This is a genomic window from Nocardiopsis sp. NPDC055879, assembly GCF_053615935.1.
In genome coordinates, this window is sequence record NZ_JBSHCT010000036.1 from 13,070 (window position 1) to 37,814 (window position 24,745).

General features: G+C 67.7%; 14 protein-coding genes and 1 tRNA gene. 5 read left to right on the forward strand and 10 right to left on the reverse strand.

Annotated features, from left to right (window positions below):
* Positions 1-122: 122 nt before the first annotated feature.
* Together ACWGKS_RS27805 and ACWGKS_RS27810 are read right to left on the reverse strand one after the other, a co-directional pair.
* Positions 123-1,166 carry a hypothetical protein gene (locus ACWGKS_RS27805; protein WP_358514908.1) on the reverse strand — a complete coding sequence of 348 codons (1,044 nt, stop codon included), beginning with the start codon at positions 1,164-1,166 and terminating at the stop codon, positions 123-125.
* Positions 1,167-1,378: 212 nt separating this feature from the next.
* Positions 1,379-2,698, reverse strand: coding sequence for a M20/M25/M40 family metallo-hydrolase (locus ACWGKS_RS27810; RefSeq protein ID WP_358514911.1), 1,320 nt, complete (start codon positions 2,696-2,698; stop codon positions 1,379-1,381).
* A gap of 157 nt (positions 2,699-2,855) precedes the next feature.
* Between ACWGKS_RS27810 and ACWGKS_RS27815 the strand changes: the two genes are divergently transcribed.
* The 3 genes from ACWGKS_RS27815 (at position 2,856) to ACWGKS_RS27825 (ending at position 5,999) form a co-directional block, all read left to right on the forward strand.
* Positions 2,856-2,940, forward strand: a tRNA-Leu gene (locus ACWGKS_RS27815).
* A gap of 241 nt (positions 2,941-3,181) precedes the next feature.
* Entirely contained in the window at positions 3,182-4,378 is a 1,197-nt protein-coding gene (locus tag ACWGKS_RS27820; RefSeq protein WP_358514914.1) for a DUF418 domain-containing protein, read from the forward strand.
* Positions 4,379-4,448: 70 nt separating this feature from the next.
* Positions 4,449-5,999, forward strand: a complete 1,551-nt coding sequence (locus tag ACWGKS_RS27825) for an alpha/beta hydrolase (protein WP_452524645.1) — start codon at positions 4,449-4,451, stop codon at positions 5,997-5,999.
* A gap of 267 nt (positions 6,000-6,266) precedes the next feature.
* Here ACWGKS_RS27825 and ACWGKS_RS27830 read toward each other — a convergent pair whose 3' ends face one another.
* From ACWGKS_RS27830 to ACWGKS_RS27855, 6 genes are all read right to left on the reverse strand, one after another.
* Positions 6,267-8,522, reverse strand: coding sequence for a terpene synthase family protein (locus ACWGKS_RS27830; protein WP_452456389.1), 2,256 nt, complete (start codon positions 8,520-8,522; stop codon positions 6,267-6,269).
* Positions 8,523-8,560: 38 nt separating this feature from the next.
* A complete protein-coding gene (locus tag ACWGKS_RS27835) occupies positions 8,561-9,853 on the reverse strand; it encodes a 4-hydroxy-3-methylbut-2-enyl diphosphate reductase (RefSeq protein ID WP_358515492.1) in 1,293 nt (430 codons plus the stop codon).
* A 28-nt stretch (positions 9,854-9,881) separates the two neighbouring features.
* Entirely contained in the window at positions 9,882-10,919 is a 1,038-nt protein-coding gene (locus ACWGKS_RS27840; protein WP_358515494.1) for a family 2 encapsulin nanocompartment cargo protein polyprenyl transferase, read from the reverse strand.
* Between the two features lie 11 nt (positions 10,920-10,930).
* A complete protein-coding gene (locus tag ACWGKS_RS27845) occupies positions 10,931-12,325 on the reverse strand; it encodes a family 2B encapsulin nanocompartment shell protein (protein WP_358515511.1) in 1,395 nt (464 codons plus the stop codon).
* Between the two features lie 157 nt (positions 12,326-12,482).
* A complete protein-coding gene (locus ACWGKS_RS27850; RefSeq protein ID WP_358515497.1) occupies positions 12,483-13,892 on the reverse strand; it encodes a family 2B encapsulin nanocompartment shell protein in 1,410 nt (469 codons plus the stop codon).
* Positions 13,893-14,387: 495 nt separating this feature from the next.
* Positions 14,388-15,284, reverse strand: a complete 897-nt coding sequence (locus tag ACWGKS_RS27855; protein ID WP_358515499.1) for an FkbM family methyltransferase — start codon at positions 15,282-15,284, stop codon at positions 14,388-14,390.
* A 509-nt stretch (positions 15,285-15,793) separates the two neighbouring features.
* On the opposite strand from ACWGKS_RS27855, the gene ACWGKS_RS27860 reads away from it, so the two are divergent.
* Positions 15,794-18,154 carry a penicillin acylase family protein gene (locus tag ACWGKS_RS27860; RefSeq protein ID WP_358515502.1) on the forward strand — a complete coding sequence of 787 codons (2,361 nt, stop codon included), beginning with the start codon at positions 15,794-15,796 and terminating at the stop codon, positions 18,152-18,154.
* A 464-nt stretch (positions 18,155-18,618) separates the two neighbouring features.
* Positions 18,619-21,450, forward strand: coding sequence for a helix-turn-helix transcriptional regulator (locus ACWGKS_RS27865; RefSeq protein WP_358515504.1), 2,832 nt, complete (start codon positions 18,619-18,621; stop codon positions 21,448-21,450).
* Here the strand turns inward: ACWGKS_RS27865 and ACWGKS_RS27870 are convergent.
* On the reverse strand, positions 21,375-22,136 hold the full coding sequence (locus tag ACWGKS_RS27870; RefSeq protein WP_358515506.1) for a thioesterase II family protein: 762 nt from the start codon (positions 22,134-22,136) through the stop codon (positions 21,375-21,377). The two genes, ACWGKS_RS27865 and ACWGKS_RS27870, sit on opposite strands and share 76 nt — an antisense overlap.
* Positions 22,133-24,745: type I polyketide synthase (locus ACWGKS_RS27875; protein ID WP_452524649.1), on the reverse strand; the 2,613-nt coding region annotated here is incomplete at its 5' end. The genes ACWGKS_RS27870 and ACWGKS_RS27875, both read right to left, overlap by 4 nt.

Genomic DNA, 24,745 nt, shown 5'->3' on the forward strand with positions numbered 1-24,745 from the left:
CATGGACCACGGACGGTCACCCGGCGTGAAGCGCCTGGGGTGAGACGCACACCCACCTCGGAAACGATGGGGTGCTCGTGCGCGAAGGCGCACCGACCGGCCGCGATCCCTGCGGGAAGCGGCTAGTCAGGCGAGAAGGAAGGGTCGTCCGCGGCGTCGCGCACGACCAGGGTGGGGTCGCCGGGAAGGGCGACCCGCTGGGCCCGGAGCTCCATGTGGCCGGACCGGTTCATGAGGAAGCCGGCGGCACCGGGAGCGGGGAAGGACGGGGCCGACGCACCGGTGGCGTCGGGTCCGACCTGGTGGTGGGAGCCACCGCCGATGAGACGGATGCGCTCGGCGTCGTCGTCCTGAGCGGTCTGCGCCGTGGCGGCCTGAGCGGCCTCCTCGGCCATGCGCAGACCGGTCTCGGTGACGTGGACGGGCACGCCATGGTCGGCGTGCGGTCCCATGCGCGCGGGCTCTTCGTCCGCTTCCTCGTCCTCTTCGTCCTCGTCCTTGGGACGGTCGACGGAAGAGGAGGAGATGGGGTCGTCGGCACCGAGGAGCGGCAGGCCCAAGGGGCCGCCGGGTTCGGTGACGGAGTCGATCCCGTGGTGGCCGACGGATTCGTTCAGTCCTGCGGTGACGCCGTCGACGAGGTCGCCCTCGCGCAGCGACTCGTCGGTGGCCCGAACCATGTCCTTGCCGGTTCGGGCGACCCCTCCGACCAGGTCGGAGGCCCCGCGAGCGGTTCCGTCGACGGTCCGCGCGGTGTCGTCGACCGCGGTCTCGGCGATGGAACCGACCCGGCTCTCCTGCAGGGCACCGGAGACACCGGTGTCCTCCAGCGCGGTGGCGGGAAGCGAGGTCGCCTGCGGGACGACCCTTTCGGTGACGGCCTCGGTGGAGGCGGTGGCGTGGGCCGCGGTTTCGGAGATCCGGGCCTGCCGGATCTCCTCGGTCGCGGCCTGACCGGTGCGTTCGGCGGCGTCGTCGACACCGAGCACGCTGTCGACGAGGCCACCGGATTCGGCGCCGGTGTCGCTGTACGCGACCCCGACACCGCCGGCGATCCACGCGACCGCGACGATTCCGGACAGGAGCAGCAGTCGGGCGTAGACACCACGGGTGTTGCGAGCAGCGCGACTGGAGGACACCAGCCACTCCCGGCTCGCGAGCACCATGGATGCCCCCTTGTCTCGACTACTACTGGACGGTCCCGCGCGGCGTTGTCGCCCACGGTCGGTCGTCGGCCCCCGAAAAGACGGAGTCACCTTCGAACTGAAAGCAACCGTAGCATCACACCGAGTGACCACAACCGGAAAAACGAACCGCACCGAGAAATTCTCGGTGCGGTTCGTCCAGGTTCAGGAGCGGTCGTCCCGAATAATTCCGGTCAGCTCATGTCGATGAATCGGTCCAACACACGGACTCCGAATTGGAGACCGTCCACGGGGACACGTTCGTCCACCCCGTGGAACATGCCGGCGAAGTCCAACTCCGGCGGCAGCTTCAGCGGGGAGAACCCGAAGTTGCGGATACCCAGCCGCGAGAAGCTCTTGGCGTCGGTACCGCCCGAGAGGCAGTACGGGACGGCCTTGGCGCCCGGGTCCTCCGCCAGCAACGACTCCGACATCGCGGTGACCAGGCCACCGTCGAAGGAGGTCTCCACCGCGGGAAGGTGGTGGATGAACTCACGGCTCACCTTCGGACCGAGCAGTTCGTCGATCTTGGCGAAGTACTCCTCCTCGGTCCCCGGCAGGAAACGACCGTCCACCTGGGCGGTGGCCTCACCCGGGATCACGTTGGCCTTGTAGCCACCGCCCAGCACCGTCGGGTTCAGGGTGTTGCGCAGCGTGGCACCGATCATCTTCGCGATCGGACCCAGCCGCGCCACCGTGGCGTCCACGTCCTTCTCCTCGAAGGGGATCCCGAACTCCTCGCAGATCTCCTCCAGGAAGGTCCGGACCGTGGGTGTGAGCTGCACGGGGAACCGGTGCTCACCGAGCCTGGCGACCGCGGCGGCCAGTTCGGTGACGGCGTTGTCGTCGTTGGTCATCGACCCGTGGCCCGCGGTGCCGCGCGCGGTGAGCTTCATCCACGCGATGCCCTTCTCCGCGGTCTCCACCAGGTACACGCGCCGGTTCTCGTTGACCGTGAACGAGAACCCGCCGACCTCGCTGATCGCGGAGTCGCAGTCCGCGAACAGCTCGGGGTGCTCGTCCACCAGGTACTGGGCGCCCCAGGTACCGCCGGCCTCCTCGTCGGCGACGAAGGCCAGGACGATGTCGCGCGGAGGACGTCGCCCCTCACGCAGTCGCTGCCGCAGCGTGGCCAGCACCATCGCGTTCATGTTCTTCATGTCGACCGCGCCACGGCCCCAGACACAACCGTCGGCGACCTCGGCGGCGAACGGATGATGCGTCCAGTCCTCCGCGGCCGCGGGCACCACGTCGAGGTGTCCGTGGATGAGCAGAGGGGGACGACCGGAATCCTCACCCGTGATCCGCGCCACCACGTTGCTGCGCCCGGGGTGCTTCTCGTAGATCTCGGACTCCACCCCGACCTCGTCGAGACGGCCCATGACATACTCCGCGGCCTTGCGCTCACCGGGGCCGGAATGGTCGCCATAGTTGGAGGTGTCGAACTCGATGAGCTCTCGGCACAGGTCGACGACCTCGACCTCCGCCGCGCTCGGATCACTGTCTTGCGCCATCTGGCTCTCCCGTCTGCCGGCCGCACCTTTCGCCCTAGACCTTGTCACGCTCTCCTCTCGTCTGGAAGCCGGTCACCCCCACCGAAAAACTGGTTCGGGGCCCCTCAGACCTTTGCTATGGTTGAACCTGTTCGGCGCTACGGCGCCAGACACCCACGTCCGGGTGGCGGAATAGGTAGACGCGCTAGCTTGAGGTGCTAGTGGCCGTTAAGGCTGTGGGGGTTCAAGTCCCCCCTCGGACACAATCGAAGGCCCCGCTCAGCGGGGCCTTTCTTGTTGGCCCGGGTTGCGACCGGACCGTCGAGCCACACGGTGCGGGGGCGGCCCTCAACGTGGACGGCTCACGAGGAGCCTTGAGACCCCTTCGGGCCCCGATCGTTCGTGTACGGCAGCGGACTTCGACAAGGACGCCGACTTTGGTCGAGTGTCCCCGAACCCTTCGACCGATATGCGGCAACGGACGGCTTCACTAGCGTCGAACCCATGTTCAGACCCATGTTCGGGTCCCGTCAGCCTGCGGGCGGGTCGGCCGCACCGACGCCGAACGCGGAACGCTTGTTGGCGCCGGATCTGGCGCGGGGATTGATGCTGCTACTCATCGCCCTCGCCCACTCCCGGATGCTGCACGCGGGGGGCCTCTCGATGGCCGCGCCCTCTGGCGGTGGCCCGCTCGACGTCGCCGTCCAGTGGCTGCTGACGTCCGTCGTCGACGGGCGGGCCGCTCCCTTGTTCGGGCTCCTCTTCGGGTACGGCCTCGTGCAGATGACCCGGCGCCGCTCCGGACCCGGCGGGGACTCGGCACAGGCGCGGAGACTGATACGTCGACGCGGTGCCTGGATGATCGTGTTCGGTGTGGCCCACGTCGTCCTGCTCTACAGCGGGGACGTCATCGGTGCCTACGGTGTGTTCGCCCTGATGTTCGCCGGGGCGGTGTCCTGGTCCGATCGTCGGCTGTGGACGATCGCCGCGCTCACCCTCGTGCTCGGCGCCGCGGCCTCCGCCGCACTTCAAGTAGTCGCCGGAGCCGACACGCCACTGCCTGTGGGACCCACCCTCGTGGACAGCGCGATGCTACGGGCCAGTGCGCTCCCGGTGGTGCCGATCGCCGGACTGGCCGTAATGCCTTCGGTCCTGATCGGTGTCTGGGCCGGCCGGATGCGTGTGCTGGAGCAGCCCGACCGCTACAGGCCGCTCCTGCGCGGTGTGGTGCTGATCGGATTCCCTGTCGCCGTGCTGGGAGCACAGCCGGTCGCCCTGCGGGCCGTGGGCGTGTGGACACCGGATACCCCTGAGGTCGGCGTCGTCGCCTCGGCGGTGTTCGGAGCGACCGGCGTCGCCGGTGGGCTCGCCTTCGCGGCGGCCATCGCGCTCGTCGCGGTCCGCGTCAACGACCGGCGCGGCCGGGTGACGAACGCGCTGGTGGCGTGCGGCCGACGGTCGATGACCTTCTACATCGCCCAGTCGCCGGTGTGGTTGGTGGCCACCGAACCATCGCTGCTCGACCTGGGCGGCGGTCTGGGCGCCGCAGCGGCCGCCGGGGTCGCCGTCGCCACGTGGGTGGTCACCGTCGTCATCGCCGACGTCCTGCGCCGCACGGGGCGGCGTGGGCCGGCCGAAACCCTCTTGCGGCACCTGACCTACCGCCCTGGGCCGGGACATCCCCGACCCGCACCGCCATAGACCGAAGAGCTCGGCGCGGGCTCGTGGGCGAGTGGCAAAAGCGTGAAACCGACAACAGATGAGGGCGAACATGGAACGAAGGCGTAGAGCAGGCCGGAGTTGGACCGTGATGGCGCTGATCGGCCTCGCCGGGCCGCTGGTCGCGGCACCGGCCATGGCGGACGACAGGGGCGAGGAACCACAGGCACAGGTGGAGTGGGGCGCCTGCCCCGAGGATGTGGCGGCCGAGGCGCCCCGGATCGAATGCGGCCTGGTACCGGTGCCGCTGGACTACGCCGACCCCGAGGGCCCCGAGATCGAGATCATGGTGTCCCGGCTGGCCGGCCGGGACCCGGACCAAAGACGTGGCGTGCTGCTGTTCAACCCGGGCGGCCCGGGCGGATCCGGGCTGGCGTTTCCGGCGGACCTGGTCTCTCGGGGCCTGCCCGCCGAGGTCTCGGACAGCTACGACCTGATCGGCATGGACACCCGCGGAATCGGGTACTCCGCTCCGGTGCACTGCGGCATCGGCGTCGACCAGGACTACCGGGGCGCCGTCCCGCCGTACGCGGTCGACGAGGCGGCGGTCGCCGAGCAGGCCGGTCACGCGGAGATGATCGCCGACCAGTGCGCGGACAACGACACCGACGGACGGTTGCGCCACGTGACGACGGCGAACACGGCCCGTGACCTGGACCGGATCCGGGAGGCGCTCGGCGAGCGGAAGGCCAGCTTCTACGGCGCCTCCTACGGCTCGGCGCTGGGCGCGGCCTACGCCTCGATGTTCCCCGAAGGCTCCGACCGGATCGTGCTCGACAGCAACATCGGTGACACCCACCTCGACCACGAGGGGATGCGCAGGTACGGCCTGGGCGTCGAAGAGACCTTCCCGGACTTCGCGCGATGGGTCGCCGAACGCCACGATGAGTACGGCTTGGGCGACTCATCGGAGGAGGTGCGCCGAACCTACTTCGAGCTCGCCGAGCGACTCGACGAGAACCCGGTGGACACGGACGAGGGCCACATGGACGGCGGCCTCTTCCGGCTGGCCACCTTCGGGTTCCTCTACCACGATTCGACGTACCCCCGACTGGCGGAGTTGTGGCAGGAGGTGCTCGGCTCCGACACGGCGGCCGGGGAGGCGTCGGACGGGATCGCACCCCTTGTGGTGTCGGCCCCCGGCGCCCAGCCGACGATGGGTGCCGAGCCGTCGCCCTTCGACAACAACTGGTCGGTTTTCCTCGCCGTGACCTGCAACGACGTGGAATGGCCCGAGGACGTCGGCACCTATCAGCGTAGCGTCGCCCAGGATCGGGAGAGGTACCCGCTGTTCGGCGCCGCCAGTGCCAACATCATGCCCTGCGCCTATTGGTCGCACGAACCGGCCGAGCCGCCGGTGGAGGTCCTTGACGAGGGGCCGAGCAATGTCCTGATCGTGCAGAACCAGCGCGACCCGGTCACGCCGCACCGGGGCGGGGAGATGCTCAACGAGAAGTTCGGGCAGCGGTCCCGGCTGGTGAGCGTCGACGGCAACGGACACGGCGTCTACGTCAACGGCGACAACGCCTGCGCGCAAGACACGACCACGGACTTCCTGGTCGAGGGCGACCTGCCGACCCAGGACACGCTCTGCCCGACCTGAGTCATCCCTGATTCGTGACTCGGCGGCGATGGTCGGCCGGCGGGGCCGGCGGGAGGAATCCATCGCAGGTCACCACCCGTCCAGCGACAGATCCGCACTCAGAACCAGCGGGCTCGGGTCCTGTAGGGGATGGTTCGAGTCCCCCTCGGACACGAAGGAAATCCCTGGTCACAGGGGAGGAGCGGTTCGGGTTCGTGCCCGGCCACGGCTTGGACCATGGCCCCAGGGTCGCCCACGAACACGAACCCTCCCCTTCCTTTCCCCCGGTCAGCGTGTCCTCAGCAGTGTGGTCAGGCGGGCCGCCGACGTACCGAGGCCGGTCGGTGCCCATGCGTGGTCGAGCGGCACGTGGTCGCGCACGTTCTTCGGGGTGCGCAGTCGACGCTGCTCCGCCTCGGTGTAACGGACACACCTGCGGTGCCACTCCAAGATCCCCGACATCCACTCCTTCATGTTCTCGGTGTCGCGCAGCAGTGCTCGGGAGGTCGCCTCGTCAAGGTCGAGGTCGGCCAACAGCTTCGGCAGGTCGTTGGCGAGGATGTGCTCGAACTGCTCCATGCGGGCCCGCATCAGGTCCGCCACGATGTCGCGGGCCGTGTGGAGGTCCACGTCGAAGAAGTGCTCCACGATGAGGACGAGGTTGTGCACCTCCCCCTCGAACTCGATCTCCTTCTGGTACGAGAACAGGTCGTTGGTGAAACAGGCGTAGTCCTGGGCGGCGGTCTCCAGCTCGCGTATGGTCCGGTTCTGGAACAGTGCCGGGTCCACATCGGGGAAGCTCGCCAGTTTGGCCAGGCTACGCGTCATGTCCGAACCGAACGTGCTCCGACGCATCTCCAGGTAGTCGACCGGGTCGGGCACCCGGTGGTAGGCCTGGTTCTCCAGTTCCCACACCCAGCTGGAGGTCATGTCCTCCACCGCCCGGCGGAACGTCGCCCGGGCCGCCGGGCGCATGGGACCCGCCGTGCGCCGCCACAGGTCGGCCAGCCCGCGTTCGATCTGATTGACGGGCGTCGGGGTGGCCCCCAGGTCCAGCGGCATGAACGACGACAGCCGTTCGTTGCACACCTTGGCCGCCGGCAGGTCGCGCGCCGCCCCGAACACCACGGGGAAGTAGTCGTCACCGTAGGTGCCCCAGGCCAACCAGTCCGAGGACAGGCAGAGCTGGTCGAACTCCGCGTCGGCGTGGATCATCGCGGCGCAGTGGGCCAGGTCCAGACCTATGAACTGCCGTTCGTCCCACACCCCGCCGATCTCCACACCCGGCACCGAGTCGAACAGGCCCATCCGCCGTGCCCAACCGACCGCGTAACTCCGGGCGTCGTCGATCCGCGAGTTGGTGCGGATGGGGTACGGCATGTACAGGTCGGGCTCCGCCAACTCCCCTACCGGACGGAACGCCTGGTGGGAGTGTTGCCGAGCACGGTGCCGCACCCCTGGAAGCAGCGATGTGAACACCGGTCGCGCCGCCGACGTGCCCAAGCCGGTGGGGCCCTTGAGTTCCCCGGCCGGTCGGGCGGCCAGGCCCTCGTTCATGTACCGGTTGGAACGCGCGTGCCACTCGTGACCGCCGGCCTGCCAGTCCTGGAGACCCTTGACGTAGGCGGCCACCCCGGCCTGCGCGTGCCGGGGTACCGCGTGTTCGGTGAGCAACTCGGGCACCTCGCCCAACGCGGTGTCCTCGAACTGGATGAGCCGTGCGGTGAGCAGGTCGTTGACCAGCACCGCCGCCTCCTGGGTGGAGTGGCCGAAGAACCGTTCGAACACGAGCACCGCGTTGGAGTTCTCGCCCTCCTCCTGAACCTCGCGCTGGTAGGAGAAAAGGTCGTTGCGCAGGTGCACCGCGTCGGAGAAGGTATCGGACAGCACCCGCAGGGGGCGGGATTCGGCGACCGCATCAGGGAGTTCGGCGCCCACGGCGACCTCCACGAGGTTGGCCGACCACGGTGCCCCACCGACCCTGCGCCTCATCTGGATGTATTCGATGGGGTTGGCGATCCGGTCCCGGTCGATGTTGTCCAGCTCCCACATGGACTCGACCATGAGGTTGTGCGTGCTGGTGACGAAGCGCCGCCGCCAGTCGTCCGACATCGACGGCACCGTGCGCCGCCACAGGTCGGCCAGGCCGGCCTCGGCCGGGTTCCGGGGTGCGCGCGGACCGCCCCCGTCCTCGGTCATGAAGGTTTCGAGGTCGTCGAGGAAGGTCTGTGCCCCCGCGAAGTCGCGGGAGTACTTGAACAGTTCGAGGAAGTAGTCGTCGAAGAAGAACACCCACACGTACCAGTCGGTGATCAGGTCCAACATGGGACCGTCACAGTCCGGGTGGGTGTAGGCGCACATCAGCGCGTAGTCCATCCCGGCCAGGGTGGCCTCGTCCCAGACCAGGCCGCCACCGGGCGCGGCGGAGTCGAGCATGCCCATGCCCCGGGCCCACTCCATGCTGTGTTCGCGGGTGCGCTCCAGGTGGGGGTTGAGTCGGGCAGGATGCGGCAGGTAGAAGTCGGGCAGGTCGAACGCTTGCATGGGAACGCCTGTTCTGATCGGTGGTCCTGTGGTCGGGCTCAGGGTGTGCGGACGGAGAGAGGCAGGGTGAAGCGCACCGTCTCGCGGGTGGTCTCGTGTTCGGAGACGCCGACGGGGCCCAGCCCGCTCAGAGCGCCGACGACCGCCTCCACCAGGTGGTGGGGCGCCGAGGCACCGGCGGTGAGACCGATCGTGGTCACTCCGGCGAGCCAGTCGGGGCGGATGTCCGCGGCGTCGTCGATGAGGTGGGCCGGGGTTCCGACCCGCTCGGACAGCTCCACCAGCCGTAGGGAATTGGAGGAGTTGGTCGAACCCACGACGAGGACGAGGTCGGCGTCTCGGGCGATCGCCCTCAACGCCTCCTGTCGGTTGGTGGTGGCGTAACAGATGTCGTCGGAGCCGGGGCCGCGCAGCATGGGGAATCGGGTGCGCAGGGCGTCGATCACCTCGGCGGTCTCGTCCGCGGCCAGAGTGGTCTGGGTGAGGTAGGAGACCTTGTCGGGGTCGGCCACCTCCAGACGGGCGACGTCCGCGGGGGTCTCGACCAGCATGATCCGGTCCGGGGCCTCGCCCATGGTCCCTTCGACCTCTTCGTGCCCGGCGTGCCCCACCAGCACGATGGTGTCGCCGCGATCGGCGAAGCGGCGGGCCTCGTGGTGCACCTTGCCCACCAGCGGGCAGGTCGCGTCGATCACGTCCAGTCCTCGACGCTCCGCCTCGGTATGGACCGCCGGGGAGACCCCGTGCGCGGAGAACACGACCGTGGCACCGTCGGGTACGGCGTCGAGTTCCTCCACGAACACCACCCCCTTCTCCTCCAGTTCGGCGACCACGTGGCGGTTGTGCACGATCTGTTTACGGACGTGGATCGGGCCGCCCCGCTGTTCCAGCGCCCGCTCCACGATCTCGACGGCGCGGTCCACGCCCGCGCAGAACGAACGCGGCGCGGCGAGCAGGACCTCGCGGGGGCGGGCGACCGCCAGCCACGCGTGCAGGGCCGCTCGGGCCGAGTCCGGGCCCCGGTCGCCACGCGCCGCAGCCGCTCCCAGACCCACCACACCCGGGTCCGTCGATCCGTCGGTGGCCCGAAGGAACGCCGCCGAGCCGAGGGCCGCCCGCTCCGGACCGGCCCGCCACGGCCCTGTCCGGAGCGGGCCGCGCACGGTGCGCGCGCCCCGTCGCCGGATCTCACCATCGAGCAGGACGGCGGCGGGGCAGGGGACACTCGGCAGTCCTTGGCGCCGCAGCTCGTCGGCGACCATAACCGTGTCCGGCTCCAACCGTTCGACGGTGTGCGCACTGGTCGTACGGGGCGATTTCGTAGTGGACATCCTGCTCTTCCTGTCGATGGGCGCTGTGTCAGTGAGCGCGGCGCGTGGCGAAACGGGCGAGGGCCCCGAGCTCCTCGGCGGGCCGTCGGACCAGGCCCGCGTCCCGAAGCTCACCCATCGCACGATCCATCAGTTCGTCGGCCTGGCGGCGGCTCCACTCACGCCCCCCGGCGGCCTCCACCAACTCCGCGGCCCGAGCGAGTTCGACGTCGGAGAGCTCCCGCTCCCGGAAGTAGAGCCCGGCCAGCTCCCGCCCCGCGGAGGTGCCCGACGTCAGGGCCGCCACCACGGGCAGGGACTTCTTACGGCTACGCAGATCCGAGTGGATCGACTTGCCGGTGGTCTCCGGACTCCCCCAGATGCCGAGGAGGTCGTCGACGTGTTGGAAGGCCGTCCCGAAGGCCAGGCCGAGGCGGCGCAACGGCTCCGCCTTGTCGGGTGCGCCACCGAAGACGGCGCCCAACGCGCAGGCGCAGCCGAGCAGCGCCCCGGTCTTGAGTTCGGCCATCCGGACGCATTCGGCGAGGCCGACGTCGTCGCGGGTCTCGAAGTCCAGGTCCGCGACCTGGCCATTGATCAGGTCCAGGACGGCGGCGCTGAGCATCCGCACCCCGTCCTGGGCCGCCGGGTGACCGCCGGCGGCGAGAACGTCCAAGGCCAAGGTCTGGAGGGCGTCCCCGGCCAGGATCGTGGGATTGGCCCCGAACACGGTCCAGGCCGCGGGGCGGTGCCGGCGTGTGGTGTCGCCGTCCATGATGTCGTCGTGCAGGAGGGAGAAGTTGTGGACCAACTCCACGGCCACCGCGGCGGACACCCCCGACTCGGAAGACCCGCCCACCGCCTCCGCGGCCAGCAGGGACAGCGTGGGTCGGATCGCCTTCCCCGAGTCGTCGTCGCTCGGCACGCCGTTCTCATCGCGCCAACCGAAGTGGTAGCCGACGATGCGGCGGATGGCGGAGGGCAGACCGTCGACGGCGGTGCGCAGGGCGGGATCGATCAGCTCACGGCTGCGAGCCAGGACCTCATGTGGTCGGTGACCTTCCGTGGTGTCCTCGATGGTGGTCATGGGTGTGCTCCTCATCGTGTGATGTCGACGTTCTCCAGGACCCCCAGCGCGTCCGGCACCAGGACGGCGGCGGAGTGGTAGGTGCTGACGAGGTAGGAGACGACCGCCCGGTCGTCGACCCCCATGTACCGGACGTTGAGGCCGGGTTCGTACTCATCGGGCAGACCGGTCCGGCGCAGGCCGACGACGCCTTGGGCGTCCTTGCCGGTACGCATGGCCAGGATGGACGTGGTCCGGTGCTCGGAGACGGGGATCTTGTCGCAGGGCAGGAGGGGCACGTTCCGCCAGGCCATCACCGGGTGCCCCTCGACCTCGGTGGAGTCCGGGTACAGGCCGCGACGGTTGCACTCGCGGCCGAACGCCGCGATGGCGCGCGGGTGGGCCAGGAGGAACCTGGTCTTCCGGCGGCGGGAGATCAGTTCGTCGAGGTCGTCGGGGGTGGGCGGGCCCCCTCGGGTGTGGATGCGTTGTCGCAGTGCGGCGTTGTGCAGCAGGCCGAAGTCGCGGTTGTTGATCAGCTCGTGTTCTTGCCGCTCGCGCAACGCCTCGATGGTGAGCCGGAGCTGCTGCTCCATCTGATCCATCGGGTCGTTGTAGAGGTCGGCCACCCGACTGTGCACCCGCAGCACCGTCTGCGCCACACTCAGCTCGTACTCACGGGGTTCACGCTCATAGTCCACGAACGTGCCCGGCAGTACCCTCTCACCGGCGTGCCCGGAGGCGAGGTCGATCTCCGACTCGCCCCACTTGTTGTGGGGTCCCGGGGTCGGGGGCCGGTCCCGAACGTGTGCGCGCAGCCGTTCGGACGCGGCGATCGCCCGTTCGGTCGCCTCCCGAGGCAGTCTCATGACGATGCACGGAGTGTTGGCCATGACCGTGAAGGCCCAGGGATCCGAGGTGTCGGTGAATACGGCGTCACCGAAGAACCCGCCGTCACCCACCACGTCCAGCACGATGTCGTCGCCGTACTTGCCCCGGCCGATCCGATTCACCTTGCCGTGCGCCAGGACGTACACCCCGTCCATGGGCCGTCCCGCCTCGACGATCAGGTCACCGGACGCGAACTCGTGCTGCTCGAAGCCTCCGGCCAACGCCTCCAACACCGCGTCGTCACCGAACCCGCGCAGCGCGGGCAACTCCCGCAGCTCCGCCGGCACCACACTCACCTCGGCACCGGTGTTCACACAGGTCACGTGCCCATCACCGACCGTGTAGGTCAGCCGACGGTTCACCCGGTACACAGCACCCCGGGTCTCCTCCCAGGGGAGCACGCGCGACAACCACCGAGGGGTCGCCCCCTGCATCTGCGGGGCGGACTTCGTGGTCGCCGCCAGGTTTCGTGCCACCGACGTCCCCAGACTCGACCGGGCACCCATCTCGGCCGGGTCCACGGCGTCCGATTCCATCTCTCTCATGGCAAGGGCCACCATTCCTACTGGGCTGCTTCGATCCGGAGGTCATCGATCCGAGCGCGCTCGGGCCGGGCCTCGTCGATGCGAGGCGGCCGCCCCGGTGTCCGGTCCCCGGGGCGGCGCGGGTCGGTGGGGGACGGTGCGAGAGCCGTCAGTGCTCGCGTCCGAGCTCGACGTCCTCCAGGATCCCCAAGGCGTCGGGTACCAGGACCGCCGCGGAGTAGTAGGTGCTGACCAGGTAGGAGATGACGGCGCGTTCGTCGATGCCCATGAAGCGCACGGACAACCCCGGTTCGTACTCGTCGGGGATACCGGTCTGGTGCAGGCCGACGACGCCCCGGTTCTGGTCCCCTGTACGCATGAGCAGGATGGAGCTGGTCCGGGCGCCGGTAACGGGGATCTTGTTGCAGGGCAGCATGGGGATGCCTCGCCACGAGGGGACCTTGTGGCCGGACACGTCGATGCTCTGCGGGTACAGACCCTGGTGGTTGCACTCTCGCCCGAACGCCGCGATGGTGCGCGGGTGGGCCAGCATGAAGGAGGGTTCCTTCCACACCGTGGCGATGAGCTCGTCGAGGTCATCGGGGGTGGGCGGACCGGTACGCGGCTGGATCCGCTGGTCCGGGGCGGCGTTGTGCAGCAGACCGAAGTCGCGGTTGTTGATCAGCTCGTGTTCTTGCCGCTCGCGCAACGCCTCGGTGGTCAGTCGGAGCTGCTGCTCCACCTGGTTCATCGGCTCGTTGTAGAGGTCGGCCACCCGACTGTGCACCCGCAGTACCGTCTGCGCCACGCTCAGCTCGTACTCACGGGGTTCACGCTCATAGTCCACGAACGTGCCCGGCAGCTCCGGTTCACCGTCGTGGCCCGAGGCCAGACCGATCTCCGCCTCACCCTCCGGGTTGCTCGGGCCCAGGCCCTCGGCCCGGGTGCGAGCGTGCTCCCGCAGTGCCTGGGAGAAACCGTTCATCTCGCCCAGGGCACGCCGAGGCAGGGTGAGCACCGTGCAGCGGGTGACCGCCTTCGCGGTGAAGTCCCACGTGCGTTCGTCGCCGATGAAGACGTCGTCGCCGAAGTAACCACCACCGGCCAGTACGTCCAACACGATGTCGTCGCCGTACTTGCCCTGGCCGATCCGGTTCACCTTGCCGTGCGCCAGGACGTACACCCCGTCCATGGGCCGTCCCGCCTCGACGATCAGGTCACCGGGCGCGAACTCTCGCTGTTCGAAGCGTCCGGCCAACGCCTCCAACACCGCGTCGTCACCGAACCCGCGCAGCGCGGGCAACTCCCGCAGCTCCGCCGGCACCACACTCACCTCGGCACCGGTGTTCACACAGGTCACGTGCCCATCACCGACCGTGTAGGTCAGCCGACGGTTCACCCGGTACACACCACCGCGCGCCTGCACCCACGGGAGCATCCGCAGCAGCCAGCGCGACGTCACACCCTGCATCTGCGGGGCGGACTTCGTGGTCGTCGCCAGGTTTCGTGCCGCCGACGTCCCCAGACTCGACTGCTGGTCCTCCAAGGCCAAGGGACTCGATTCGACCGTTTCAGTCACAGAACACCACCATTTCCAGACGGAATCATCACAGGCGCGTCCGGGGCGACGAAAGGTCCGATTCGCCGAACCGCACAACGACCGGGACCAACAACAACACAGGCGCCACAGGGGCGCAGCGGAAATGGAAATATTCCATAAGACACTGGAATCATGACATTCAGAAAGGCGTACCCGCGACACCTCGCGCCACACCCTCAACAAGGTCGAACACGCTGATCACCTGGCGCGAAGCATTATCACGAACCATGACATAACCCACCGAATCACAGTGACCGAAAAACCCCAAAAGAAATAAATGCCACGATCTTCTGCACCCCCTTTATCCAGAGAACACACACCATTCCCCTTTTCGGGTCAACCAGAAAATCTTCGAGAGCATACCTAAAAGGCACCGCACCGACGAAGAACCGGAGGCCTTTCAAGCGACCGGACAGGTCACCGACGTCCAGGGGGTCGAGCGCTCCTCGAACGGCCCTGTTCGCATGACCTTTCTCATGCCCTGAGCACCGACGTCGGCACGCAGGTCTCCAGGGCACGGCGCCAGGCACGGGTGTCCGCCCAGAAGGCGTCCGACGGTGTTTCGGGGGCGAAGAGCCACATACGCTGGTCGGCCTCTGCGATCCGGCCATCGATCACACCACGGACCGGTGGGGGCACCTCGTCCCCGAGTTGGTACCAGCCGTAGTCGAGGGGGCGCAGCAGCCTCATGAGTCGTTTCTCGACACCGCGCCCCGGCAATACCTCGCAGAGGATCCAGGGACGAAAGGCACGCAGTGCCTCGATACCGCCCGCGATGACCTCGGGTTCGGTGGTCTCGGTGTCGATCTTGACCACGGCCGGGACGGTACCGGTGCGCTCACACCAGCGGGACACCGTGTCCACCCGCACCTCGATCCGTTCGGCCGCGGTACGGAACCCCGCCGCCAGTGAGTTCGAGGCGTCCGAGGTGGAGGAGAGAGTGAAGGAGGCCCGCCCGAGCCGGTCGCCCAGCGCGCACTCCACCACCATGACCGGAAGGCCGTTGGTCTTGGCCAGTTCCCGCGCGGTGGCCGCGACCCGCGGAGTGGGTTCGAAGGCGTGCACCGCGCGCGTGCCGCGCGCGGCCGCGAGCAGGCCGTACACGCCCACGTTCGCGCCGATGTCGAGGACCGCGCCCGGGCCGGCGTGATCCAGGGCGGCGAGGAAACAGGCCAGGGTCTCGGGTTCGAACCCGGCCAGTCCCTCCCGTTCGAGTTCGCGCGGGACCCAGAGTCCGCCCGGCACGGTGAAGGAGAGCGTCTCCGGATCCGCGTCGGTGTCGCCCTCACGGATGGGGAGCGCCAGCTCGAAACGGCGTTCTTCCCTGAAGGACTCGATCCCGCCGAAACCCCGTGGGAGTCCAACGCGCACGCTTCGCACCGTCTCCCGTAGCGCCGGGTGGCGTCGCACGAAGTCACGAATCCGGTTCACGAGCACAGGACCTCCCGAAGCCTGGGTCTCTCGACCACGGGGGATGTACGCGGTGCCGTGCGGTCTCCGCGGGCCCCACTATGCCTCCGCGCGGCTCCGATCGGCACCCATGACACGAGGTTTTCGCGCACCGCTCACCGTCACGTCGTTGCACATCCGTATCCGCCGCTCGGCCATTCACAAAGAGAAGGATTCGGAGATCGGGGGTCGCACCACCCCTATTGGTATCAACAAAAAGACTGGGGGCAGACAGGGGTACCCCTTATTGCACCAAATGGGAAATACTGCCTTTCGGCAAGGGTTCGGGCTCGGCTGACCACCGGACTCGGTACCGCGGCCGAGACCCCCTCGCGCCCCGCTCCGGGTTCACCGAGACGCTCTCGCCGAAGATCGGCCGGCTCCCCGATCGCATCGCGTCCCCCGCACCGTGAGCTTCCGAAAGGCCGTACATGAGCAATATCGAGAAACCCGCTTGGGCACTGCTCGCTTCCGCCACCTTGACTTTCGCGCTCATCACCGCGGACGCGTCGGCGCAGCCCACGGAACAGCGAACGTACGAGCTTCCCGGACTCACGGACGATGTGCGCATCGCGGTCGACTCCTCGGGGGTTCCGCACATCTACGCGGACAGCACCGCCGACCTCTTCTTCGCCCAGGGCCTGAACGCCGCCCGGGACCGGCTCTTCCAGCTCGACCTCCAGCGGAGGCAGGGGTTGGGGGAGCTTTCCGAGGCCTTCGGAGCGGAATACCTGGAACACGACAAAGCCGCCAGGACCTTCATGTTCCGCGGAGATATGGACGTGGAATGGGAGAGTTACGGCCCCGGTGCGCGCGAGGCCGCCGAACGATTCACGGAAGGTGTCAACGCCTACGTGGGGCTGATCGAGGAGTACCCCGAGAAGGCGCCCCCCGAGTTCCAGGAACTCGGTTACTCACCGGCCTTGTGGGAACCCGAGGACATCGTCCGCATCCGGAGCAACAGCCTCGGAAGTAATTTCACCAGTGAGGTCACCCGTTCACTGTTCGCATGCGCCCAGGACCTCGATTTCGGAGAGGTCGTGACCGGCTCGGAACCCGAGCACGAGGTCACGATCCCCGACGGGCTGGACCCGTGCTCGGTCTCCCCCGAGGTCCTGACACCGTTCATTCTCGCGGTGAGCCCGGTCTCCCTCGGAGAGGAGGGGGCACCGGCCTTCGACGTCGAGGACGAAACGCTGCGACGCATGCTCGAAGCCGAGGGAAGCAACAGCTGGACCATCGCCCCGGAGCGTACGTCCACCGGCCGACCCATCCTCGCCGGCGACCCGCACCGGTCCGTCCAGGCTCCGTCCCTTCGGTACGCCGTTCATCTATCGGGACCGGAGTTCGACGTGATCGGCGCGGGCGAGCCGTTCCTGCCCGGCGTCTCCATGGGCCACAACGGGACCGCGGCGTTCGGCCTCACCTTTCTCAACGCCGACCAGCAGGATCTCTACGTCTACGACCTCGATCCGGAGGATTCCTCCCGTTACCGTTACGGTGACGGCTGGGAGACCATGACCACGGTCACCGAGGAGATCCCCACCGGCGACGGCGCTTCCGAACGGGTGGACCTGCGGTTCACCCGACACGGACCGGTCCTGCACCTCGACGAGGAGAGCGGAACGGCACTGGCTCTGCGCAGCACGTGGTCGGAACCGGGGACCGCGGCCTACTTCCACGGCATGCGGTTGCTCGGCACGGAGGACTTCGACGACTTCGAGGATGCCTTGTCCTCGTGGGCCGGTCCGCCGGTGAACTACACGTACGCCGACACCGACGGCGACATCGGCTGGGCGACCGCGGGTCTGATCCCCCGACGCGACGGCTACGACGGGCTCCTCCCCGTCCCCGGAGACGGCGGTTACGAATGGGACGGTTTCCTCGATCCCGATGACCTGCCGTCGAGCCTCAACCCGGAGGAAGGTTTCCTGTCCACGGCGAACGAACGCAACGTTCCCCTGGATCTGGGCATCGGGTACGAGTGGGACCCGGGCTACCGGCAGGAACGCATCGTGGAGGAGCTGGAGGATCGGACCTCCACGACCCTCACCGACTCAATGGCCCTGCAGAACGACCACCTGGACACCTCCGCACGGGACGTCCTGCCCCTGCTCGACGGTCTGGAGGCCGAGGGGGACGTCGGGGAGGCTCTCAGGGTCCTCCGGGAATGGGACCACGTCGCTTCCACCGATTCGGCGGGCGCGGCCCTGTACCAGACCTGGGTGAGTCGACACCTGGGGCCGACCTTCTACCGCGAGATCTCCCCCGTGCTGGGAGAAACCCTCACCTCGACCATGAATTCGGGCGCGCTCTACCATGCGCTCCAGGAACCCGAGCGGTGGCTCGGCGATGGGGCGAAGGACGAGCTGGACCGGATCCTGACGGACTCCCTGGGCGAGGCCTTCGCCGATGTGAGCTCCTCCTTGGGAACGAACCCCGACCAATGGAGGTGGGGCTCGTTGCACAACACGAGCTTCGCCCACCCCTGGAACCCACCGATCGGTCCGTTCGAGCGGGCGGGGGCCGAACACACCGTCGACAGCTCCACCTTCGACGCGGCCGATCACTCCCAGTTGTCGGGGGCCTCGTTCAGGATGGTGCTCGACGTCGGGGAGTGGGACTCATCGGTCATGGTGAACGCCCCGGGGCAGTCCGGTGACACGCGCAGCCCCCACTACCGTGACCAGGTCGACGACCTGCTCGACGGTTCCTATTCTCCGCTCCTGTACACCGAGGGCGCGGTGGACGAGGACACGGTGCTGGAGATCATCCTCCGTTCCGACGGCTGAGGGAGCGCCCACCGGGGGCGCCGGTCCGGGTCGACGCCCGGTCCGGCGCCCTCGGTGTATGCGTGTCACGGGGCCCGGGTCGGACACGGCGTCGCCTCCCACCCACATACGAGCGATCTCGAAGAATTCTCAACTTTCACCGAGTAAATAGCCACTCAAGCATCTCGTTAATTGTTGAACCATAAACGACCACTCTTCGAAATTGCTCAACTACACCCCGAACTCGAACTCAAACCTTAAGTGAATTTAAGGCTGGTTCTCGAACTTCACCGCCGCCACCACTGGATATTAGCGGAAGCAACATTTACGATCCCAAGACAGCAGCCCCCGCACACGAGGGCCCTAGCCAGCCAAGGGACCTCAAGAGAAACTGATACCCGGTGCCAAAATTACCCTGAGCCACCACTGACCCAGAAGCCCAGCACACAAGGAAATCCCACTCAACATACCCTTAAGGAAAACCCGTGAAGCCAGCGAATATTGCCGAACGCGAACAAGCGAAAGAAACCTTGGAATTCGCCTTGACCGAAGCCAAGGCGGGAAGATCTTCGTTTTTCATAATCGAAGGCGGAACCGGAACAGGGAAAACAGAACTCGTTCGCTTCGCCTCCGACTTGGCAACCTGCGCTCACATGCCCCACCTCTGGGCGACCAACTCGACGATCAACGCGGCAGCACCGTTCGGGGTGATACAGCAACTTCTCCTGCGCCCCTTCGCCGATGACCGGATCGACCCCGAGACGAGGGAAGAACTCACCTCGGTGGGGGACGCGATCGCGTCGGTCACCCACCAGGACCCGGACTGCTCCCAGCTTCCCTCCTCCCTCGGTGAACGGCTCAGGCAGGCCCTCACCAAAGCGGCGCACGTCTCACCGTTCCTGGTGACGGTCGAGGACATCCACAACGCCGACCCGGCCTCGCTGAAGTTGCTCCAACGAATCATCTGCGAATGGCGCGGTGGCGGCCTGGTCGTGCTGCTCAGCCAGTCTCACCACTTTCCACCGGTGGACCCCCTGTTCCACGTCGAGACGATCCGCTCGCCGTTGTACCGACGGATCCACACCCGACCCCTGTCCAAGAACGGCGTCCGCCAGACCCTCGTCGACCATCTCGGCGGGACCATCACCGACCGGTTGGCCACCGAGTACACCGAAGCGACCGGAGGCAACCCGCTGTTGCTGCGTTGCCTCATCGAAGACGCCAAGAACTCCGGCGAGGGGACCGAGCTCTTGCCCGGCCGCGAGTACCGGCAGTCGGTCCTGGCCTGTCTGCGCACGTGCGACCCGCACACGGCCCGGGTCGCGGAGGCCGCGGCGGTCCTCTCCACCTCGGCAAGGCTCAGGTCGGCGGCCCCACTACTGCTGAGATACATGTTCACGGAGGGGCAGAGCAGCACGGAAATGGCGCTGAGCGCCCTCCAGGAAATGGGGATCCTCGACGATCGTTGCCACTTCCGGTTGCCCACGGCCATGAACACGGTTCTCGACGGCGTGGCACCCGAGCGTTACCGCGGCCTCAGGATCCGTGCCGTTCACACCATGCACCTGAGCGGATCCAACAAGGAGCACCCCTCGGTGGTCAACAAGATCCTCGGGCAGTCCACGACGGGCTCCTGGACCGTGGAACTGCTCAAGGACGCCGCGACCGAGGACCTGGCACAGAACGAGACCAGCAGTGCCATCGCGCACCTGGAACTGGCTTTGGAGTCCTGCGATGACAGGGCGGAGAAGTCCAGGATCACCATGGCTCTCACCCAGGCGAGGTGGCGGATCGATCCGTTGACCGCGACCCAGCACCTGAACTGCCTGATCGACTCCTTCTACGAGGGCATCCTCCGTGTCACCGATTCGGTGGAGCTCATGCAGGCGCTGATCTGGCACGGCAGGGGCCGGGAGGTCCTGAAGATGATCCAGCACCTTCTCCGCACCGGGGAATACCGTCGGCGGCTGGAGTTCCTCTCCAAGTGCCGGCCACTGCTCAACCTCCAACCCTCCCTCCAAGAAGTACTGGAGGCCGAGGGGGCCGACGACACCTCCCTGTACGAAGCCGTCTCGACCAGCCGGCTCTCCCGAGCGGACTCCGTGCTGAACAGCCTGTTCACCGGAGACTCGCTGGAAGAGGCCGTCAACACCGCCGAACAATTCCTGCGGACCTCCCATCTGGCCGACTCCACGTTCATGACCACCGAGGCGGCCCTTCTCGTCCTCGTCTACTCCGGAAGTCTCACGAACGCCCGCCATGCCTGCGAGGTGTTGCTCGCCCAGGCCGCCGACCGCGACGTCCCCCTCTGGAACGCGGTGTTCTCCGCACACCGCGGTGAGATCGCCCTGCGCCAGGGCGACCCGGTCACGGCGGAGTCCCTTGCCCGTGAGGCCCTGAACACGCTGCCCTCCCGCAGCTGGGGGGTGGCCATCGGAGCGCCTCTGGGCACCCTTCTCCTGAGCACCACCCGACTCGGCAGACTCGACGAGGCCACGGCCCTCCTCCAGTACGAACCGCCCGAAGCCATGTACTCGAGCAGGTACGGCCTGGGTTACCTCATCGCGCGAGGCAGGTATCACCTGGCCTCCGGGAGCGCCTCCGTCGCCCTGACCGACTTCAAGCACTGTGAACGACTGATCCGTCAGTGGGGCCTGGACTTCCCCGGGTTCCACGACTGGCGTTCGGCGACCGCGGAGGCGCTCATCGACCTGGGTCGACCGGACGAGGCGAGGGCCTACCTCGACGAACAACGTGAACTGCTCTGTCAGAAGGACCACAGGGGCAGGGCCGAGGCTTTGTTGTTGTGGTCCCGTACCGAACCCGTCCAGAACCGTCCGGTGTTGCTCAACCAGGCGATCGATCTGTTCCGCGTGGCCAATGACGACCTCGCCCTGGGCCGGGCCCTGCTCGAACTCGGACACACCTTCGAGTCCCTCGGCGAGGTCAAGAAGGCCCAGCGGCTCAAGGAACGAGCCGACCGCCTCATAGCGAAGGTCCGCTCCAACGCGGCACCGGTCGACCACCCGGGACCCCACGAGCCCGTTCCCGCCGCATGTCTGACCAAGTCGGAGCGCAGGGTGGCCGAGCTCGCGGCGCAGGGGCAGAGCAACCGAGAGATCTCCCGGAACCTGTTCATCACCATCAGCACCGTCGAGCAGCACCTCACGCAGGTCTACAGGAAGCTGAACGTGAAGAACCGGCTGGCCCTCCCTTCCGTGATCGCCGAGACCGCGCCCGTTCACACCTCCGCGGTCCCCGACCCGTCCATAGACCCGAGTCGGGTCCTGAATTCCTCGGCCGTCAACGCCGGGTGATCGGTCGGATAGAAATGCCCACCCGGCATGTGGACCAACTCGAAACCGGATTCCGTTAGCTCGCGCCAACCCAAGAGGTCGGCCTCCCTCACACGGCTGTCGTCGTCACCCACGAAGCCGACGACAGGACAGGCCAGTGGGGGGCCGGAAGTGTAGACGTAGGTTTCGGCCGCCTTGTAATCCCCCCGGATCGCGGGCATCAAGGTGTCCAGAAGTTCTTTGTCGTCCAACAATGAGGTGTCGGTCCCGCTCAAACGACGCAGTTCGGCGATGATCCCTTCATCGTCCAACAGATGGATGTCGTGGGTACGGTGATCACTCGGCGCACACCTCGCCGACGCCCAGAGCGCGGCGGGACCGACGCCCGCCTGCTCCAACCGCCGTGCGACCTCGAAGGCCACGGTGGCCCCGAGACTGTGGCCGAAGAACACGGTGGGCTTCGCATCCCTCGGGTGGAGCTCTTCGACCAGCTCCTTGGCCAGGAGCTCGACGTTCTCACGCACCGGCTCCCGGCGACGGTCCTGGCGCCCCGGGTACTGCACGACGAACACCTCCACTTCGGGGGCGAGCAGTCGGGACAACGTGAAGAAGTAACTGGCGGATCCCCCCGCGTGGGGGAAGATCACCATTCGGACGGGGGCCTCGGGGGCGGGGTGGAACCCCCGTAGCCACAAATCGGCTCTCATTCGCACTCCTTGCTGATCCAGTCGTCGATGGCGAGGGCGGTCTCCGCCGAGTACTCCTCCATGATCGAGAAGTGGGTTCCACGGACGTCGACCACCTCGTGGGGGTGCTCCCACGTGGAGTGCCAGTTCTCTCCGTGGTTCCTCTCCGCCTCCGGGGTGAGCGGTTCCGAAGCCCTGACGAGCAGCGTCGGACACTTCGTGGGTTCCGCTCCCCACGACCCGAACATCTTCAGGTACCAGCCCATGGCCGTGAGGCGGTCCTCGGAGAGGGAGACGAAGACCCCCTCCCGATCGTGCATTCCGTCCATGAGGGCCAAGCCGAACTTGGCGAGGATGTCGTTCTGCGGGGTGTAGGTGTCGACCAGGACGACTCCCGCGACCCGAGACCCGGTCCGTTCCAGGTAGGCCGCCACGGAGTTCGCGAACCAGCCACCCGCGGACGAACCCAGGAGGATCGGTGGTCGGCCCTTGGCGTCGCTTCGGACGGCTTCACCGAGCAGTTCGATCACCGCGGAGATCTCCTCGGGAAGGGATTCCCCGTCCTCGAAACCAGGGCAGGGGAACGCCATGAAGTCACGCGATCCGCGAAGCCCCGCGGCGAACCTGGCGTAGCCCTGGATACCGGCCAGGGCCAGGCAGGAGGAGAATCCGTACACGGGGGCACGGTCACCCGGCCCTTGAGCGAGCGGTACGGGCCGTGTCTTCGGGCCGTCCTCGGCACCGGAGAACGAGTCGCGCAAGGCGGCGGCCGCGTGCAGGAACTCGAAGGCCTTCTCCCACTTGCCGACCTTGGTCGCCTCGGCGTAGAGCGATATGACGGTGGACGACCCGTCGTCACCGCCGCTTCGACCGGGTCGACGTTCATCGGACTCGGCGGTGACGCGCCCCAGCAGGTCTTCGGACAGTTCCAGCGGTGTGCCGTGGTCGAAGACCAGTGTGGACGGAAGCCGGAGCCCCAACACCTGTTGGAGACGGTTGCGCAGGTCCACCGCGGACAACGAGTCGAAGCCGGCGTCCACCAGGGAGTACTCCGGTGAGACGTCCTCCGGCAGGTGTCCGAGCACCGCGGCCACCTGGGAACGGACCAGTGAGAGCAGCGCGGATCGTCGCGCTTCTTCGTCCATGGACGCCAACCGGGTCGGGAAGTCCGTTTCCCTTCCCTCGTCGACGCTGTTGTCGACCACCCGCATCGGCGGTCGCACCATGCCCCGCAGCAGCCGGGGAACCGACGGGGATTCGTGGTTCTCCCTCACCGAGCGAAAATCCACGCGAAGCGGAACGGTCAGGGGACGAAGCGAGCGAAGAGCGGTGTCGAACAGCCTCAGGCCCTCCTCCACGGAGAGCGCGACCAGCCCGGTGCGCGAGGTCAGTTCCTCACCGTCCGCGTTCGTGTTCGCGGCCATACCGTCGCCCTCCCACGGCCCCCAGGCCAGGGAGAAGGCGGGTGTGCCCTCGGCTCGAATCCGCACGGCCAACGCGTCCAACGCGGAGTTGGCGGCCGCGTAGTTGGACTGGCCCGCACCCCCGAAGATCCCCGCCGCGGAGGAGAAACAGACGAACGCGTCCAGGTTCGAGTCGCGGGTGAGCTCCCACAGGTACAGAGCACCCAGTGCTTTGGGACGCAGAACCCCTTCGAGCCGTTCGGGGGTCAGGGAGGTGATGATGCCGTCGTCCAGCATCCCGGCGAGGTGCACGACGGCACTGATCGGACGGTCCGGGTCGACCGTCGCGATCACCCGGGCGAGGTCCTCCCTGTCACCGACATCGCAGGCCTCCAACCGCACGTCGACCCCGGCTTCGCCCAGCTCTTCGCGCAGCTCCGTGGCTCCCGGCGCCTCAGGCCCCCTCCTGCTGAGCAGGAGGAGGTCGCGCACCTCGTAGGCGTCGGCCAGGTGACGGACCACCGCGCGTCCCAACGCTCCGGTGGCGCCCGTGACCAGCACGGTTCCGCCGGCCCTCGGTTCGGGACCCGTGTCGGCGAGGTCGTCCGGGCCCTCCAGACGTTCCAGCACCGGACGCAGGGGGGTGCCCGAGCGCAGGGCAACGGTGGGCTCCTCGCTCGATCCGACGGACGTGAGCATGTCGAGGGACTCTTCCGAACCGTCGATGTCCACGAGGGTGAAGGCCCCCGGGTGCTCACTCTGCGCCGAGCGGACCAGGCCGTGGAGCGCGGCTCCGGCGACATCGGTGAGCTCACCGTCACCGGTGTCGACGGCCCCCGAGGTGAGGACGATCAGTCGAGTGCCGAACAGGTGACGAGCCTCCGTCCAGGAACGCACCAGGGAAAGGCCCTCCGTGGTGGTACCGACGACGTCGTCGGTACCGCGACCGGCCAGGGAGCCCTGGGCGACCACGGCCAGGTCCGGTGCGGCACCGCCCGCTCGAAGCGAGTCGTCCAGGGAATCCAGGTCGGCGTGGGCCTCGGTCCGCACTCCCATCCCGGAGAGGGTGTCGGACAGACCCGACTCGTCCGATCCGATGACGGCGACCCTGGACACGGTGTTCTCCGGTGTCTCGGTCGGTGTCCAGGACAAGCCGTACAACGGCCCACCACCCGACACCAACCCACCAGCCGGCCGCAACACCAACTCATCAACCGACAACACCAC

Bases quoted from the DNA above. Each gene is read 5' to 3' on its own strand.
- ACWGKS_RS27805 (WP_358514908.1), bottom strand. From the start codon at position 1,166: ATGGTGCTCGCGAGCCGGGAGTGGCTGGTGTCCTCCAGTCGCGCTGCT.
- ACWGKS_RS27810 (WP_358514911.1), bottom strand. From the start codon at position 2,698: ATGGCGCAAGACAGTGATCCGAGCGCGGCGGAGGTCGAGGTCGTCGAC.
- ACWGKS_RS27820 (WP_358514914.1), top strand. From the start codon at position 3,182: ATGTTCAGACCCATGTTCGGGTCCCGTCAGCCTGCGGGCGGGTCGGCC.
- ACWGKS_RS27825 (WP_452524645.1), top strand. From the start codon at position 4,449: ATGGAACGAAGGCGTAGAGCAGGCCGGAGTTGGACCGTGATGGCGCTG.
- ACWGKS_RS27830 (WP_452456389.1), bottom strand. From the start codon at position 8,522: ATGCAAGCGTTCGACCTGCCCGACTTCTACCTGCCGCATCCTGCCCGA.
- ACWGKS_RS27835 (WP_358515492.1), bottom strand. From the start codon at position 9,853: ATGTCCACTACGAAATCGCCCCGTACGACCAGTGCGCACACCGTCGAA.
- ACWGKS_RS27840 (WP_358515494.1), bottom strand. From the start codon at position 10,919: ATGACCACCATCGAGGACACCACGGAAGGTCACCGACCACATGAGGTC.
- ACWGKS_RS27845 (WP_358515511.1), bottom strand. From the start codon at position 12,325: ATGGAATCGGACGCCGTGGACCCGGCCGAGATGGGTGCCCGGTCGAGT.
- ACWGKS_RS27860 (WP_358515502.1), top strand. From the start codon at position 15,794: ATGAGCAATATCGAGAAACCCGCTTGGGCACTGCTCGCTTCCGCCACC.
- ACWGKS_RS27870 (WP_358515506.1), bottom strand. From the start codon at position 22,136: ATGAGAGCCGATTTGTGGCTACGGGGGTTCCACCCCGCCCCCGAGGCC.